The sequence below is a fragment of the Micromonospora sp. WMMA1947 genome, from assembly GCF_027497355.1.
In the GTDB taxonomy this organism is placed as follows: Bacteria; Actinomycetota; Actinomycetes; order Mycobacteriales; family Micromonosporaceae; genus Micromonospora.
Genome location: NZ_CP114909.1, coordinates 361,195 through 376,963 on the forward strand (window position 1 = coordinate 361,195; position 15,769 = coordinate 376,963).

A 15,769-nucleotide genomic window follows, 5' to 3' on the forward strand; every position below is an offset into this window, starting at 1 on the left:
GTGAGCACGCGCGAGCGCGGCAGGGAAGTCCCTGCCGCGCTCGCGTCTTCGGTCGTGCGTCAGCTGCAGCCGCTGGTGGAGCCGCAGCCCTCGCAGACGTAGCAGCTACCGGCGGGCCGCATCTTGGTGCCGCAGGTGAAGCAGAGCGGCGCGTCGGCGGCCTTGCCGATCACGGCCTCCAGCAGTTCGGTGCTGGAACCCACCGACGGCGCGGGCTTCACGGCCGCGGCGTCGGCCATCTCCTGCGCCGGCTGCGCGATCGGGCCGGTCTTCGGCTCGGGCGCCTCGACCGGGGCGGAGGCGGCCATCGCAGTGAGGTCCGCACCGCTCGCCTCCGCCTCCGCCTCGGCCGCGAGCTGGGCGGCCCGCTCCTTGGCGGTGAAGATGCCCAGCTCGGCGCGGCGGTCGTACGGCAGGAAGTCCAGCGCCAGCCGACGGAAGATGTAGTCCATCACCGAGGCGGCCATGCGCACGTCCGGGTCGTCGGTCATGCCGGCCGGCTCGAAGCGCATGTTGGTGAACTTGCTGACGTACGTCTCCAGCGGGACGCCGTACTGGAGACCGATGGAGATGGCCACCGAGAAGGCGTCCATCACGCCGGCCAGGGTGGAGCCCTGCTTCGACATCTTGAGGAAGACCTCGCCGAGGCCGTCGTCCGGGTAGGACGAGGCGGTGAGGTAGCCCTCCGCGCCGCCGACCGAGAACGAGATGGTCTCCGACGGGCGCTTCTTCGGCAGCCGCTTGCGCACCGGGCGGTACTCGACGACCTTCTCCACGACCTTCTCCGGCGCGGCGGCCGGGGCCTGGGCCTCGACGGCGCCCTTGCTCGGCTTGGCAGCCGACAGCGGCTGGCCGACCTTGCAGTTGTCCCGGTAGATCGCCAGCGCCTTCAGGCCGAGCTTCCAGCCCTCGAAGTAGATCTTCTCGACGTCCTCGACGGTGGCCTGCTCCGGCATGTTCACCGTCTTGGAGATGGCGCCGGAGATGAAGGGCTGGACCGCCGCCATCATCCGCACGTGACCCATCGGCGCGATCGAGCGCTCGCCCATGGCGCAGTCGAAGACCGGGTAGTGCTCCGGCTTGAGGCCCGGGGCGTCCACCACGTGACCGTGGTCGGCGATGTGCTCGACGATCGCCTCGACCTGCTCCTCGGGGTAGCCGAGGCTGCGCAGGGCGCGCGGCACGGTCTGGTTGACGATCTGCATCGAGCCGCCGCCGACCAGCTTCTTGAACTTCACCAGGGCCAGGTCCGGCTCGACACCGGTGGTGTCGCAGTCCATCATCAGGCCGATGGTGCCGGTCGGGGCGAGCACGCTGGCCTGCGAGTTGCGCCAGCCGTGCTTGTCACCCAGCTTGTTGCCCAGCGTCCACTGCTTGGTCGCCTCGCGCTGCACGGCGGTCGCCACGGTGCCGGTCGGCTTGATCGCGTCGTTGGCGGCGGCGTGCTTGCGCATGACCCGCTTGTGCGGCTCGGCGTTGCGGGCGTAGCCGTCGTACGGGCCGACGATGCCGGCCAGCTCGGCGGACCGGCGGTAGGCGGTGCCGGTCATCAGCGAGGTGATCGCGGCGGACACCTCCCGGCCCTGCTCCGAGTCGTACGGCAGGCCGGAGGCCATCAGCAGCGCGCCCAGGTTGGCGTACCCGATGCCGAGCTGCCGGTAGGCGCGGGTGGTCTCACCGATCTTCTCGGTCGGGAAGTCGGCGAAGCAGATCGAGATGTCCATCGCGGTGATGACGAACTCGACCGACTTGACGAACTTCTCCACCTCGAAGCCGCCGTCGGCGCGGAGGAACTTCATCAGGTTCAGCGACGCCAGGTTGCACGAGGAGTTGTCCAGGTGCAGGTACTCCGAGCACGGGTTCGACGCGGTGATCCGCCCGGTCTCCGGGCAGGTGTGCCAGTCGTTGATGGTGTCGTCGTACTGCAGGCCCGGGTCGGCACACTCCCACGCCGCCTGGGAGATGGTGTGGAACAGCTTCTTGGCGTCGATCGTCTCGATGGTCTGCCCGTCGAGCCGGCCGCGCAGGTCGAAGCCGCCGCCGTTCTCCACGGCGGACATGAACTCGTCGGAGACGCGGACCGAGTTGTTGGCGTTCTGGTACTGCACGCTGACGATGTCGGCGCCGCCCAGGTCCATGTCGAACCCGGCGTCCCGCAGCGCACGGATCTTGTCCTCCTCGCGCGCCTTGGTCGCCACGAACTCCTCGATGTCCGGGTGGTCCACGTCGAGGATGACCATCTTGGCCGCGCGCCGGGTGGCGCCACCGGACTTGATGGTGCCGGCGGAGGCGTCCGCGCCGCGCATGAAGCTGACCGGGCCGGAGGCGGTGCCGCCGGAGGAGAGCAGTTCCTTCGAGGAACGGATGCGGGACAGGTTGACCCCGGCGCCCGAGCCGCCCTGGAAGATCCGGCCCTCCTCCTTGTACCAGTCGAGGATTGAGTCCATCGAGTCGTCGACGGAGAGGATGAAGCAGGCACTGACCTGCTGCGGCGACGGCGTACCGACGTTGAACCACACCGGCGAGTTGAAGCTGAACACCTGGTGCAGCAGCATCCAGGTCAGCTCGTGCGCGAACACCTCGGCGTCGGCCGGGGTGGCGAAGTAGCCGTACTCCTCACCGGCGGTGCGGTAGGTCTCGACCACCCGGTTGATCAGCTGCCGCAGCGACCACTCCCGCTCCGGGGTCCCCACCGCGCCCCGGAAGTACTTGGTGGTCACGATGTTCGCCGCGTTCACCGACCAGGACTCGGGGAACTCCACCCCGCGCTGCTCGAAGTTGATCGAGCCGTCCCGCCAGTTCGTCATGACGACGTCGCGGCGCTCCCAGGCGACCTCGTCGTAAGGATGCACCCCCTCGGTCGTCCACACGCGCTCGATCTTCAGCCCTGCCCCGGCCTTGTTCCGTGACCTGCTGGTCGTCACGCCCTCGCCCCCCTCGTCGGCACGGTCACCCACCGCGCCTCGTGTACCTGTCAGAAACCCGAAAATGTCAGCTGATCGCGCCGGCGGCGTCCGCCGCACCGGCACCGGCGCCCTCCCGGGCGCGCGCGGCGGCCCGCAGCGTCTCGATCTCGCGCTCGAAGTCGGCGAGCGAGTCGAAGGAGCGGTAGACGCTGGCGAACCGCATGTAGGCCACCTCGTCGAGGTCACGCAGCGGGCCGAGGATGGCCAGGCCCACCTCGTGGCTGGGGATCTCGGCCGCCCCCTTGGCGCGGACGGTCTCCTCGACCTTCTGTGCCAGCAGCGCGATCGAGTCGTCGTCGACCGGCCGCCCCTGGCACGCCTTGCGCACCCCACCGATGATCTTCGTACGGCTGAACGGCTCGGTCACCCCGCTGCGCTTGACCACCGCGAGCACCGCCTCCTCGACGGTGGTGAACCGCTTGCCGCACTCCGGGCACGACCGTCGCCGCCGGATGAGCTGGCCGTCGTCGGCCTCCCGCGAGTCGACCACCCGGGAGTCGGCGTGCCGGCAGTACGGACACCGCATTCGCCCGACCTCCTCCGTCGATCGCGGACACCCCTACCGGCTCCCGGGCACGCGTCGACACGGCGGAGCCATCGTCGGATGACCGTCGCCGAGTGCGCGGTGCGGGAGTGCGTTCGGTAGTGGAACCCAACCTGTAGGCAACTTACGCCCGTGTGACTACTACATCTAGGGGTCGACCGTATGCCGAACCCCAAGCGAGGTCAAGTTGGCCGGCGTGTCCGGCGCGTCATCAGCATCACGCCCGGCGCGACGCCACCGAGGAGCCCAACGGACGGCCTCCCGCGCCGGTCACGGGCGGCCGGGATAGAACATCCGTTCGAGCGGCGTACCCTTCTATCAGAACACCAGTTCGGAAATCCAGGAATTCGGCGCGACACGCCGACAGCAGGTCGTACAGATGTTTGAAAATGGCCGATCTCACCTATACGGTCAGACCACACGCACCACGAGCCGACGAGGCACCCCAGCGCCGACCAGGGAGGGACGGACGTGACCGAGGACCGGGCCAGCCGGCAGAAGAACCCGCAGCCGAACGACGGGGCGGGTCCTCCGGCGACCCGTCGCCCCCGCACCGCCCGCAGCCGCACCGCCCCCGCGGCCGTGCGTCCGGTCACCCCGGTGGTGAGCAGCTTCCCCGACCCGGCGACGGTCGACCTGACCGCCCGGCAGCGACGGATCCTGGAGTTCATCCGCAACTGGGTCGAGCGCCACGGCTACCCGCCGAGCGTGCGCGAGATCGGCGAGGCGGTCGGGCTGGTGTCCCCGTCCAGCGTCGCCTACCAGCTCAAGGAGCTGGAGAAGAAGGGCTTCCTGCGCCGCGACCCGAACCGGCCGCGCGCCGTCGACGTCCGCGCGCCGGGCGAGGCCGACGACGAGGCGGCCCGCGCGCAGCGACCCGCCCCGGCGTACGTGCCGATGCTGGGCCGCATCGCCGCCGGTGGGCCGATCCTGGCCGAGCAGGCGGTGGAGGACATCTTCCCCCTCCCCCGCGAGCTGGTCGGCGAGGGCGAGGTCTTCATGCTCCAGGTCAAGGGCGACTCGATGCTCGACGCGGCGATCTGCGACGGCGACTGGGTGGTCGTCCGGCAGCAGCCGAACGCCGAGGTCGGCGACATCGTGGCCGCCATGCTCGACGGCGAGGCGACGGTGAAGACCTACCGGCGGCGCGACGGTCACGTCTGGCTGATGCCGCAGAACCCGGCCTTCGACCCGATCCCCGGTGACGACGCCACCATCATGGGCCGCGTGGTCGCGGTGCTGCGCCGCATCTGAGGCGACAACGACGAAGGGGGTGACCGGCGATCGGTCACCCCCTTCGTCGTGTGCTCTCAGTAGCGGTCGCCGCGGTACTCCCGGCCACCGGACACCGGCCCGTACTGGCCGCGCTCGTCGTAGCCGTCGTCGCGCCTGCCGCCACGCGGGTCCTGGCCGCGACGAGGCGGCTCGGCCCGGCCGGCCTCCCCGCGCGGGGCGCCGCCGTTCGGCTGGCCCCGGTGCCCCGGCCCGCCCGGGCCGCCGCCGTAGCCGCCGCCCCGGCCACCCCGGGGCGCACCGCCGGGACCGGCCTGGCCGCCACCGCCGTACACGCCGCCGCCCTGGCCGCCACCGCCGCGACCGCCGCCGGCCGGGGCGCCGCCGCCGTAGACGCCGCCGCTCTGGGGACGGTCCGGGCCCGGAGGACGGCCACCACCCTGGGGACGACCTCCCTGCGGGCCGCCGCTCTGGGGACGGCCGCCGTACACGCCGCCGCCCGGCCGGCCACCACCGCCGTAGACACCGCCCGACGGCGGCCGGTCACCGTTGGCGCCGCCGTACACGCCGCCCTGGCCACCGCCGCCGTAGACCGCGCCGCGGGGCGGGACCTCCGGCCGTTCCGCCGACGGGAAGCCGTTGTTCACCGGGAACTCGCCACTGCGCTCGGGCTCGTCGGCCGGCGCCCTGGGCGCCGGCTTGCGCCGCGCCCGCAGGATGCCGAACACGCCCGCGCCGACCAGCAGCGCGCCGAGCACCCCGACGGCCGCGATCAGGTACGTGATCTCGTCGAGCGAGAGCCCGTCGATCCAGGACTTCTCGGCGGCCGCCTTGGTCTCGGCCTTGCCGCCGTTCGGCAGCGCCTCGGCGCCGGTGGTCGACGGGGTGTAGCTGAGGATGTCGATCGGGTCCGACTCGTCGAGCGTGCCGCCGTCGGAGACGGTGACGAACGTCTTGCCGTCCGGGGTGTAGGAGATCGCCTCGCCGAACGGGTCGGCGAGCGGCGTGACTCGGGGCTTGCCGGTGGTGATCGCCTTGACGATGTCGCCGCCGGCCACGTCGAACTCGAACGCGTCGGCGTACGTGCGCAGCACGACCTTGCTGCCGTCCGGTGAGCGGGCCGCGCCGGTGATCAACGCCCGGCCGGGCGAGCCGAGCTTGTTCTCGGTGCTCGTCTTCGGGAGCGTGACCTCGCCGACCTTCTTCATCGGGATCGGCTCGGTGTCGCCGCTCGCCTTCAGCTTCACCGTCGGGGTGTAGATCTCCGACTTGCCGGAGAGCTCCTTGGTGATCACCAGCGGCATGTTGTCGTCGCCGACGAGCAGGGCCTCCGCGTCGTGCGGTTCCTTGCCCGGGTAGCTGAGCCGGTGCAGCACCGGCTGCTTCGAACCGCTCACCGGCATCGTCCAGACCGCGACCCGCTCCCGGCGGGTCTTCTTCTCGATGTTGTCGCCGGTGTCGGCGATCCAGAGGGTCTTGCGGTCCGGGCTGAGCGCGAGGTCCTCGGTGTCGAGCGGCCCGTCACCGGAGTAACGGACCTCCTTGTCGACCTTGCACTTGGTGTCCAGGTAGAAGACCCGCTTGCGGCTGGGGTCGTCCGAGCCGTCGTTGATCACGACGTACCCGCTGCTGGTGGCGACGAGGCCGGACAACTCGCGGAGGCGACTGTCCTCGACCGTGCACTTCTTCTTGGGCGCTGCGGCCAGCACGGGGGCCGCGGCGGGAGCCGCCGGGGCCGGCCCGGCCGGCGCCACGACCGCGCCGACCAGGCCGAGCGCGAGCGTGACCGAGGAGACAACGTGCCGCATGACGCTCAGTGTCGCACGGCGCGGGTTTCCGGCGGGTGACGCCGGACGGCTCACCGCCCGGCGCCCACCCGCTCGTCACTGGTCAGCCGGTCACCCGCCCGGTACGGCGCGAGCTCGGCGGCCAGCCCCTCGCTGACCCGCACGTGCACCAGGGTGCCCTCGGGCAGGTGCGCGGTGCTCAGCACCTCACCCTGCCGGTGCACCCGGGAGACCAGGTCACCCCGGTCGTACGGGAGCACCGCGCGCACCTCGACGGCCGGCCGGGGCAGCCGCCGCTCGACCGCCTCGCGCAGCTCCTCGATCCCGCGCCCGCTGTGGGCGGAGACGAAGACCGCATCCGGCCAGAGCCGCTTGAGGCGCAGCATCGTCTCCTCGTCGGTGGCGTCGGTCTTGTTCACCACCAGTAGTTCCGGCAGCCGGTCGGCGCCCACCTCGGCGAGCACCTCGCGGACCGCCCGGACCTGCTCCTCCGGATCCGGGTGGGTGCCGTCGACCACGTGCACGACCAGGTCCGCGTCGGCGACCTCCTCCAGCGTCGAGCGGAACGCCTCGACGATCTGGTGCGGCAGGTGCCGGACGAACCCGACCGTGTCGGACAGCGTGTAGAGCCGCCCGTCGGACGTGGTGGCCCGGCGGGTGGTCGGGTCCAGCGTGGCGAACAGCGCGTTCTCCACCAGCACCCCCGCCCCGGTCAGGCGGTTGAGCAGGCTGGACTTGCCGGCGTTGGTGTAGCCGGCGATCGCCACCGCGGGCACCGCGTTACGGGTACGCCGGGCGCGCTTGGTCTGGCGTACCGTCGCCATGCTCTTGATCTCGCGGCGCAGCCGCGCGATGCGGTGGCGGATGCGCCGCCGGTCGGTCTCCAGCTTGGTCTCACCGGGACCGCGCAGGCCCACGCCGCCGCCGGCGCCACCGCCGCGGCCGCTACCACCGGTCTGCCGGGAGAGCGTCTCGCCCCAACCGCGCAGGCGCGGCAGCAGGTATTCGAGCTGGGCCAGCTCGACCTGCGCCTTGCCCTCCTTGCTCTTGGCGTGCTGGGCGAAGATGTCCAGGATCAGGGCGGTCCGGTCGACCACCTTGACCTTGGTGCGCTGCTCCAGGTTGCGCAGCTGCGACGGCGACAGCTCACCGTCGCAGATGATCGTGTCGGCGCCGGTGGACAGCACCACCGCGCCCAGGTCGTCGACCTTGCCGCGGCCGATGTACGTGGCCGGGTCGGGCCGGTGACGACGCTGGATCAGCCCTTCGAGCACCTGCGAGCCGGCCGTCTCGGCCAGCGCCGCCAGCTCGGTGAGGCTGTTGTCGGCGTCGGTCTGGGTGCCCTCGGTCCAGACCCCGACCAGGACGACCCGCTCCAGCCGGAGCTGGCGGTATTCGACCTCGGTGATGTCGGTGAGTTCGGTGGAGAGGCCGGGGACCCGCCGCAGCGCCTGCCGCTCCGACAGCTCGTACTCGCCTGTGGTGGCCTCGAGCTCGTCGTCCGTGTAGGGATGGAAGGTCTCCTGCTCGCGCAAACTGCGTCTCCTGTCCGTTTTGTGCAGCGCCGAGAATTTTCGGCGCGTGACAGCAATCCTGACATGTGACAACGCCGGGCGCACCTGTGTTATGCCCGTGACGCTACCGACGGGTAGCGGGGGCGGATGCCGGGCGACCTGGGCGGGCGAGTAGAAATGCCAGTCGAGCCGCTCAGCGCCGACGGAGGAGTTTCTCGTGGCCAACACCCGACTGCCGAGTGCCGGATTCTCCATCACCATCCGGATCGCGGTACCCGCCGACGCCTCCTCCATCGGCCGCCTCACCACCGCCGCCGGCGAGGCCGGGGCCATCGTCACCGCGCTGGACGTGGTCGACTCCGACCCCGCCCACGTGATCGTCGACCTCACCTGCGACACCGCCGACGCCGGACACGCCGACCAGGTCGTCGACGCGCTCACCGCGCTCGACGGGGTGGACGTGCGCAAGGTCTCCGACCGCACCTTCCTGCTGCACCTCGGCGGCAAGATCGAGGTGACCCCGAAGGTCGCGCTGCGCACCCGCGACGAGCTGTCCCGCGCGTACACCCCGGGCGTGGCCCGGGTCTGCATGGCGATCGCGGAGAACCCGGCCGACGCCCGCCGGCTCACCATCAAGCGCAACACCGTCGCGGTGGTCAGTGACGGCACCGCGGTGCTCGGCCTGGGCAACCTCGGCCCGGCCGCGTCGCTGCCGGTGATGGAGGGCAAGGCCGCGCTGTTCAAGCGCTTCGGCGGGGTGGACGCCTGGCCGGTCGTGCTGGACACCCAGGACACCGACGAGATCGTGGCGATCGTCAAGGCGATCGCGCCCGCGTACGGCGGCATCAACCTGGAGGACATCGCCGCGCCGCGCTGCTTCGAGATCGAGGCCCGGCTGCGCGAGGCGCTGGACATCCCGGTCTTCCACGACGACCAGCACGGCACCGCGATCTGCGTGCTGGCCGCGCTGACGAACGCGCTGCGCGTCGTGGGCAAGCAGCTCGCGGACGTCCGGGTCGTGGTCTCCGGCGCCGGCGCGGCCGGCACCGCGATCATGAAGTTGCTGCTGCGCCAGGGCGTGGGCGACATCATCGCGTACGACCGCCAGGGCGCCCTGCACCGCGGCCTGCCGGACCTCAACCCGGCCTGGCAGTGGCTGGCCGAGAACACCAACAAGGAGAACTACTCCGGTGACCTGGCCGGGGCGGTACGCGGCGCGGACGTGTTCATCGGTGTGAGCGCGCCGAACCTGCTCACCGGCGAGGACGTCGCCCAGATGGCGAAGGACTCGATCGTCTTCGCGCTGGCGAACCCCGACCCGGAGGTGGACCCGCGGGAGGCGCGCAAGTACGCCGCAGTGGTCGCCACCGGCCGCTCGGACCAGCCGAACCAGATCAACAACGTGCTCGCCTTCCCCGGCGTGTTCCGCGGCATGCTCGACGCGCACGCCGAGGAGTTCACCGAGGAGATGGCGCTCGCCGCGGCCCGGGCCATCGCGGACGTGGTGGGCGAGGACAAGATCAACCCGACGGTGATCGTGCCGAGCGTGTTCGACTCCCGGGTCGCCCCGGCGGTGGCCGCCGCGGTGCGGGCCGCAGCCCAGAACCCGGCCGCCACGCCGGCGCCCGCGGCCGACCCGGGCCCGGCCGACCTGCCCGAGATCGCCGCCAACGCCAGCGCCACCCCCTGACCCGCTCCGCGCCGACCTCGCGCCGGGCCTCGCGCGCGAGATCTTGGAAGGATATGGCCCTCATAGGGGCCGAAATCTTCCAAGATCTCGTGCATGCCTTCGGCAAGCCGTTCGCGCCGTTGACCAAGGAGTTTGCGTCCCCTGGGGGCCAGAAATCCGCCGCAAACTCCTTGATCAACCGTGAAGGTCGCCCAGGGCGGACGGGGTCAGGGTGCCTGTGGCCACCAGGACGGCGGGGCCGGACAGCCAGCAGGAGTCGGCCGTCACGGTGACCGTGAGGCGTCCGCCTGGCACGTCCACAGTCACCGTGCCGATGTCCAGGCCGGCGTCGCGCAACGCCACCGCGGCCACCGCGCACGCGCCGGTGCCGCAGGAGAGCGTCTCGGCCGAGCCGCGCTCGTACACCCGCATCAGCACGTGCCCGTCGGTGCCGTCGACCGGCTCGCCCGGCGTGGTGAACTCGACGTTCACCCCGGACGGGAAGATCCCGGCATCCACCCCGGGCGCGCGGGTGAGGTCGAGCGCCGTCAGTTCCAGCGCGGCGGGCAGCGCGCACACCAGGTGCGGGTTGCCGACGTCCACCGCGGTGCCGGGCAGCGTCAGCCCGCCGAGCGTGGCGGTCGCCGTGTCGTACAGCCGGGGGCGGCGCATCTCGACCGCCACGTCCGCGCCCTCGACCCGGGCGCGCACCAGGCCGGCGCGGGTCGCGATCGGCAGCGTCCCGCCCGACGGGGCGGCCAGCGACCGGTCCAGCAGGTAGCGCACGAACACCCGGGCCCCGTTGCCGCACATCTCGGCGAACGAGCCGTCGGAGTTCCAGTAGTCCATGAACCACTCGGCCTCACCCGCGAGGGCGACGCCCTCGGGGTGCTTGGCGGCCCGTACGACGCGCAGCACGCCGTCGCCGCCGAGCCCGCGTCGCCTGTCGCAGAGCGCGGCGACCAGGCCGGGTGTCAGGTCGAGGGTGCCGTCCGGGTCGGGCAGGATGACGAAGTCGTTGCCGGTGCCGTGACCCTTGGTGAACTCCACGCTCCCATCATGGCCGATGCTCGGCGACCACCCGCAGGGCAGTGTCGAGAAACGCGGGCGACGCCGAGTCCAGCCAGTGCACGCGCGGGTCACGCCGGAACCAGGAGCGCTGCCGGCGCACGAACCGGCGGGTGGCGCGGATCGTCTCCTCGTACGCTTCGACCTCGGTCAGCTCCCCGGCCAGGAACCGCAGCACCTGCTGGTAGCCGAGCGCCCGGCTCGCCGTCCGCCCCTCGGGCAGTCCTTCGCCGACCAGCGCCCGCACCTCGTCGACCAGGCCGTCGGCCCACATCCGGTCCACCCGCAGCGCGATCCGCTCGTCCAGCGCGGCGGTGTCCAGGTCCACGCCGAGCTGCACCGACGGGTAGTACGGCGTGGGCGACGGCAGCGACGCGGTGAACGGCGCGCCGGTCAGCTCGATCACCTCCAGCGCCCGCACGATCCGCCGCCCGTTCGTGGGCAGGATGCTCGCCGCCGCGCCCGGGTCGGCCTCGGCCAGCCGCGCGTGCAGCGGCAGGGGGCCGACCGCCGCGAGTTCCGCCTCCAGCCGCTCCCGCAGCGCCGGGTCGGTGCCGGGGAACTCGAACTGTTCCAGCACCGCCCGCACGTACAGCCCGGAGCCGCCGACGAGCAGCGGCACCCGTCCCCGGGCCAGGATGTCGTCGACCGCCGCGCGGGCCAGCGTCTGGTACTCGGCGACGCTGGCCGGCTCGGTCACCGGCCAGATGTCCAGCAGGTGATGCGGCACGCCCTCGCGTTCGGCCGGCGTGAGCTTGGCGGTGCCGATGTCCATGCCCCGGTAGAGCTGCATCGAGTCGGCGTTCACCACCTCGCCGCCGAGCGCGTGGGCCAGCGCGATGCTCAGCGCCGACTTCCCGGCCGCTGTCGGCCCGACCACGGCGACGACCCTCACGCCCGCTCCCAGTTCGCCACGAAGTAGGCAACGCCGTAGGGGGCGCGGTGGTAGCTCAGCTCGCCGCGCCAGTCGCCGCCCGCCGCGCCGACCGCGCCGGCCAGCACCTGCCACGGCGCCCGCCCGGCGACCCTCAGCTCCGCCGACAGCTCCGGGTCCAGGCCGAGCAGGGCGTCCGCGTCCGCACCGGCCAGGGCAACCGCAACCCCTTCGTCGTACGCCTCGGCGCGCGGGTCGTCGTACCCCGGCGCCTTGACGCCCCGGCAGGCGGACCCGTCACCGAGCACGAGCAGCGCGACCCGCGGGTCGTCGTCGAGGATCAGGCTCGCGCCGAACGCCGCGCACTCCGCCGGCGTGGCGTCGTGCGCCACCGACCGGGCCAGCCGGGGCAGCTCGGTGCCGGAGCGGTTCAGCAGCCACGCGCCGACGGTCAGGCTCAGCGGCAGGCGGTCCCCGCCCGCGCAGTTGACCTTCCAGAGCCGCACGCGCCGGTCCAGCCCGTACGGGCGAAGCGAACCGTGCTCGGCGGAGTTGAACAGGACGGTCTCCGGCCCTCCGCCGACGAGCAGGATCGCCTCGGGCTCGGCGGCGAGCAGCCGGGCGACAGCGGCGTCGGCGGCGGCGCGCAGGTCGTCCAGCTCGGGCGCGGCGGCGCCGGCCAGCTCGGGCACGATAAGCGGCGGGTGGGGGCAGACGGCGGCGGCAACCAGTGGCACGCCCCAAACCTATCGGGATCTCCCGGTGCGTCCCCGCGCCGATCCGGTCATCGAGGGCGTACAACACCGTATGGTCACGGTCGGCGACAGGCGCTCGACACGGACGGGGGCGGACCTGTGACAATGCCGGGAGAAAGTTTGCTGCGCCGTGGCGGCGAACGAGGGGGCTGTCCCCTCGGCGCCGGGAGAACGAGGATGGGCACATGAGCGACTGGACTGCCTTCGGACGGGTCGACGAGGACGGCACCGTCTACGTCAAGACCGCCGAGGGCGAGCGGGTGGTCGGATCCTGGCAGGCAGGGGCACCGGAGGAAGGGCTCGCCCACTTCGCCCGGCGCTACGCCGACCTGGTGACCGAGGTCGATCTGACCGAGGCCCGGCTCAACTCGGGCGCGGCTGACGCCGGCCACTCCCTGACCACGATCCGCCGGATCCGTGGGTCGCTGGCCGAGGCGCACGTCGTCGGCGACATCGACGCCCTTGCCGCCCGCCTGGACAAGCTGGCCACCGTCGCCGAGGAGAAGGCCGGCGAGGCCAAGGCGGCCCGCGAGGCCGCCCGGGGCGAGGCGCTGGCGCGCAAGACCGCCCTCGTCGAGGAGGCCGAGAAGCTGGCCGCCGAGTCGACCGGCTGGAAGACCGCCGGTGACCGCCTCAAGGAGATCCTCGACGAGTGGAAGACCATCCGCGGCGTCGACAAGAAGACCGACGGTGAGCTGTGGAAGCGGTTCGCCGCCGCGCGGGACGGCTTCACCCGCCGCCGGGGCGCCCACTTCGCCTCCCTCGACCAGCAGCGCAAGCAGGCGCAGACGGTCAAGGAGGAACTGGTCGCCGAGGCGGAGAAGCTCAAGGACTCCACCGACTGGGGCGTCACCGCCGGTCAGCTCAAGGACCTGATGGCCCAGTGGAAGGCCGCGCCGCGCGCCGCCAAGGAGGCCGAGCAGAAGCTCTGGGAACGGTTCCGCGCCGCGCAGGACGAGTTCTTCACCCGCCGCAGCGAGGTCTTCTCCGCGCGGGACAACGAGCAGCGCGCCAACCTGGAGCGCAAGCAGGCGCTGCTGGCCGAGGCCGAGGCGCTCGACGTCGACGGCGACCCGAAGGGCGCCCAGGCGAAGCTGCGGGAGATCCAGGCGCAGTGGCACGAGGCCGGCCGGGTCCCCCGCGAGGCCGCCTCCGGGCTGGAGCGCCGGCTGCGGGCCGTGGACGACAAGGTCCGCGAGGTGATGGACTCGGCGTGGCGGCGCACCACCAAGGAGGACAACCCGCTGCTGGCGCAGATGCGCGCCCAGGTCGCCGAGGCCGAGGACCGGCTGGCCCGGGCCCAGGCCGCCGGTGACGCCCGCCGGATCAAGGAGGCCGAGCAGGCACTCGCCTCGAAGCGGCAGTTCCTCCAGCTCGCCGAGCAGGCCGGCTGACGCGGCAACCCCCGGCCGGGCAGGCCGGCGGACGGACACATCAGGTGAGCCCCCGGCCCTGTCGGCCGGGGGCTCACCTGCGTCCGGACCAGGGTTGACGCATCGAGGCAGGCTGATCAGAATGAGCGGCGGAGCCAGGTTCAGGCACCGGCACGAGGGCACCGACGGCTGATCTCGCCGTCGACGATCGCCGGTGCGACATCTCGCGGGTGGCCGTCCACACGACACGGCCCGACGCGCGCTGCGCGCGTACTCGATGACGAGCGGGACGTGCCTCCTGGTCCTGCCGCCCGCGGCGCCCGTGCGGCGCGGGCATCCGAAGTGGAGCTTCCATGCACCGACGCACCGCCCTCGGCGGCGCCCTGACGGCGCTCGCCACCGCAGCGGCAGGCGTGCTCGTCGCCGCCGCCGTCTCCACCGCACCGGCCGCCGCGGCGGCCGGTGGCACCGGCACCGGTTACCTGCACACCAGCGGCAACAAGATCGTCGACAGTACGGGCGCGACAGTCCGGCTGACCGGCATCAACTGGTTCGGGATGGAGACCGACAACAAGACGTTCCACGGCTTGTGGTCGAGCAACCCGTGGCGCTCCCAGCTCGACACCATGGCCCGGCTGGGCTACAACACGCTGCGCATCCCCTACTCGAACGACGCCCTCAAGGCCGGCGCGACCGCCACCGGCATCAACGACTTCGTCAACCCGGACCTGATCGGGCTGTCCCCGCTGCAGATCCTCGACAAGGTCATCGACTACGCGGGCAGCAAGGGGATGCGGGTCATCCTGGACCGGCACCGGCCGACGTCGGCCGGGCAGTCGCCGCTCTGGTACACCTCGACGGTCTCCGAGGCGACCTGGATCAACGACTGGAAGATGCTGGCCCAGCGGTACGCCGGCAACACCACTGTGATCGGCGCGGACCTGCACAACGAGCCGCACGCCGAGGGCACCAACCCGGCCGCCACCGGCGCCTGCTGGGGCTGCGGCGACACCACCCGGGACTGGCGGCTGGCGGCCGAGCGGGCCGGCAACGCGATCCTCGGCGTGCAGCCGAACTGGCTGATCTTCGTGGAGGGGGTGAGCTGCCCGAGCGGCGGCCTGTCGAACGTCTGGGACAACGACCCCAGCAACGACGAGGACTGCGGCTGGTGGGGCGGCAACCTGTCCAAGGCCGGGCAGTTCCCGGTGCGGCTGAACGTGGCGAACCGGCTGGTCTACTCGCCGCACGAGTACGCCACGTCGGTCTACCGCCAGGCCTGGTTCGACGACCCGTCGTACCCGGCGAACATGCCGGCCATCTGGGACAAGTACTGGGGCTACCTCTACAAGCAGAACATCGCGCCGATCATGATGGGCGAGTTCGGCACCACGCTCCAGGACCCCAAGGACAAGATCTGGCTGCAGGACCTGATGGCGTACACCGGCACCGGCGTGAACGGCATGTCGTTCACGTACTGGTCGTGGAACCCGAACTCGGGTGACACCGGCGGCATCGCCAACGACGACTGGACCACGATCAACCAGCCGAAGCAGGACATCCTCACGCCGTACCTGATCCCGCCGACCGGTGGTGGCGGCACCACCAGCCCGTCCCCCACCGGCACGCCGAACACCTCGCCGGCGCCGACCACCCCGCCGCCCCCGGTGACCGGTGGCTGCACCGCCACCTATAAGCAGATCAACTCCTGGGCGGGTGGCTTCCAGGGCGAGCTGACCGTCAAGAACACCGGCACCGCCGCGGTGAACCCGTGGTCGGCCACCTGGACCTGGCCGTCCGGAGTGACCCTCGCCAGCGGCTGGAACGCCACCGTCACGCAGTCCGGCACCACTGTGACGGCGGCCGGGCCGGCCTGGGCGTCGTCGCTGGCGCCGGGCGCGTCGGTCACCGTCGGCTTCACCGCCAACGGCACCGCCGCCACCCCCGCCACGGTCAAGCTCAACGGCACCGCCTGCTGATGTAAGGAAG

The 15,769-nt window shown here is 72.1% G+C and carries 11 protein-coding genes; 4 read left to right on the plus strand and 7 right to left on the minus strand.

Annotated elements, in window-relative coordinates:
• Positions 1-59: 59 nt before the first annotated feature.
• Both O7604_RS01735 and nrdR read right to left on the minus strand, forming a co-directional pair.
• Positions 60-2,957: a vitamin B12-dependent ribonucleotide reductase gene (locus tag O7604_RS01735; protein WP_281578673.1), complete on the minus strand. Its 2,898-nt coding sequence runs from the start codon at positions 2,955-2,957 to the stop codon at positions 60-62.
• A gap of 34 nt (positions 2,958-2,991) precedes the next feature.
• Positions 2,992-3,492, minus strand: a complete 501-nt coding sequence (gene nrdR, locus O7604_RS01740; protein ID WP_013284751.1) for a transcriptional regulator NrdR — start codon at positions 3,490-3,492, stop codon at positions 2,992-2,994.
• Positions 3,493-3,981: 489 nt separating this feature from the next.
• Between nrdR and lexA the strand changes: the two genes are divergently transcribed.
• Positions 3,982-4,764 carry a transcriptional repressor LexA gene (gene lexA, locus O7604_RS01745; RefSeq protein WP_013284750.1) on the plus strand — a complete coding sequence of 261 codons (783 nt, stop codon included), beginning with the start codon at positions 3,982-3,984 and terminating at the stop codon, positions 4,762-4,764.
• Positions 4,765-4,820: 56 nt separating this feature from the next.
• Here the strand turns inward: lexA and O7604_RS01750 are convergent, their stop codons facing one another.
• The gene (locus O7604_RS01750) at positions 4,821-6,551 is read right to left on the minus strand and encodes a hypothetical protein (protein WP_281578674.1); all 1,731 of its coding nucleotides are present in this window, start codon (positions 6,549-6,551) and stop codon (positions 4,821-4,823) included.
• 50 nt (positions 6,552-6,601) lie between these two features.
• Complete coding sequence (gene hflX / locus O7604_RS01755; protein ID WP_281578675.1) at positions 6,602-8,065, minus strand: GTPase HflX; 1,464 nt, start codon at positions 8,063-8,065, stop codon at positions 6,602-6,604.
• Positions 8,066-8,261: 196 nt separating this feature from the next.
• Here hflX and O7604_RS01760 point away from each other — a divergent pair, with 196 nt between their 5' ends.
• Positions 8,262-9,734 carry an NAD-dependent malic enzyme gene (locus O7604_RS01760; protein WP_262013573.1) on the plus strand — a complete coding sequence of 491 codons (1,473 nt, stop codon included), beginning with the start codon at positions 8,262-8,264 and terminating at the stop codon, positions 9,732-9,734.
• A gap of 174 nt (positions 9,735-9,908) precedes the next feature.
• Here O7604_RS01760 and dapF read toward each other — a convergent pair whose 3' ends face one another.
• From dapF to O7604_RS01775, 3 genes are read right to left on the minus strand one after another with little or no spacing between them, the layout of a single operon-like run.
• Positions 9,909-10,763: a diaminopimelate epimerase gene (dapF, locus tag O7604_RS01765; protein WP_281578676.1), complete on the minus strand. Its 855-nt coding sequence runs from the start codon at positions 10,761-10,763 to the stop codon at positions 9,909-9,911.
• A gap of 7 nt (positions 10,764-10,770) precedes the next feature.
• The gene (miaA, locus tag O7604_RS01770; protein WP_269701252.1) at positions 10,771-11,790 is read right to left on the minus strand and encodes a tRNA (adenosine(37)-N6)-dimethylallyltransferase MiaA; all 1,020 of its coding nucleotides are present in this window, start codon (positions 11,788-11,790) and stop codon (positions 10,771-10,773) included.
• Entirely contained in the window at positions 11,673-12,392 is a 720-nt protein-coding gene (locus O7604_RS01775) for a hypothetical protein (RefSeq protein ID WP_281578677.1), read from the minus strand. The genes miaA and O7604_RS01775 overlap by 118 nt, the downstream gene beginning before the upstream one ends.
• 203 nt (positions 12,393-12,595) lie before the next feature.
• Between O7604_RS01775 and O7604_RS01780 the strand changes: the two genes are divergently transcribed.
• Positions 12,596-13,804: a DUF349 domain-containing protein gene (locus tag O7604_RS01780; RefSeq protein WP_281578678.1), complete on the plus strand. Its 1,209-nt coding sequence runs from the start codon at positions 12,596-12,598 to the stop codon at positions 13,802-13,804.
• Between the two features lie 332 nt (positions 13,805-14,136).
• Entirely contained in the window at positions 14,137-15,759 is a 1,623-nt protein-coding gene (locus tag O7604_RS01785) for a cellulase family glycosylhydrolase (protein ID WP_281578679.1), read from the plus strand.
• The last annotated feature ends 10 nt before the right edge of the window (positions 15,760-15,769 follow it).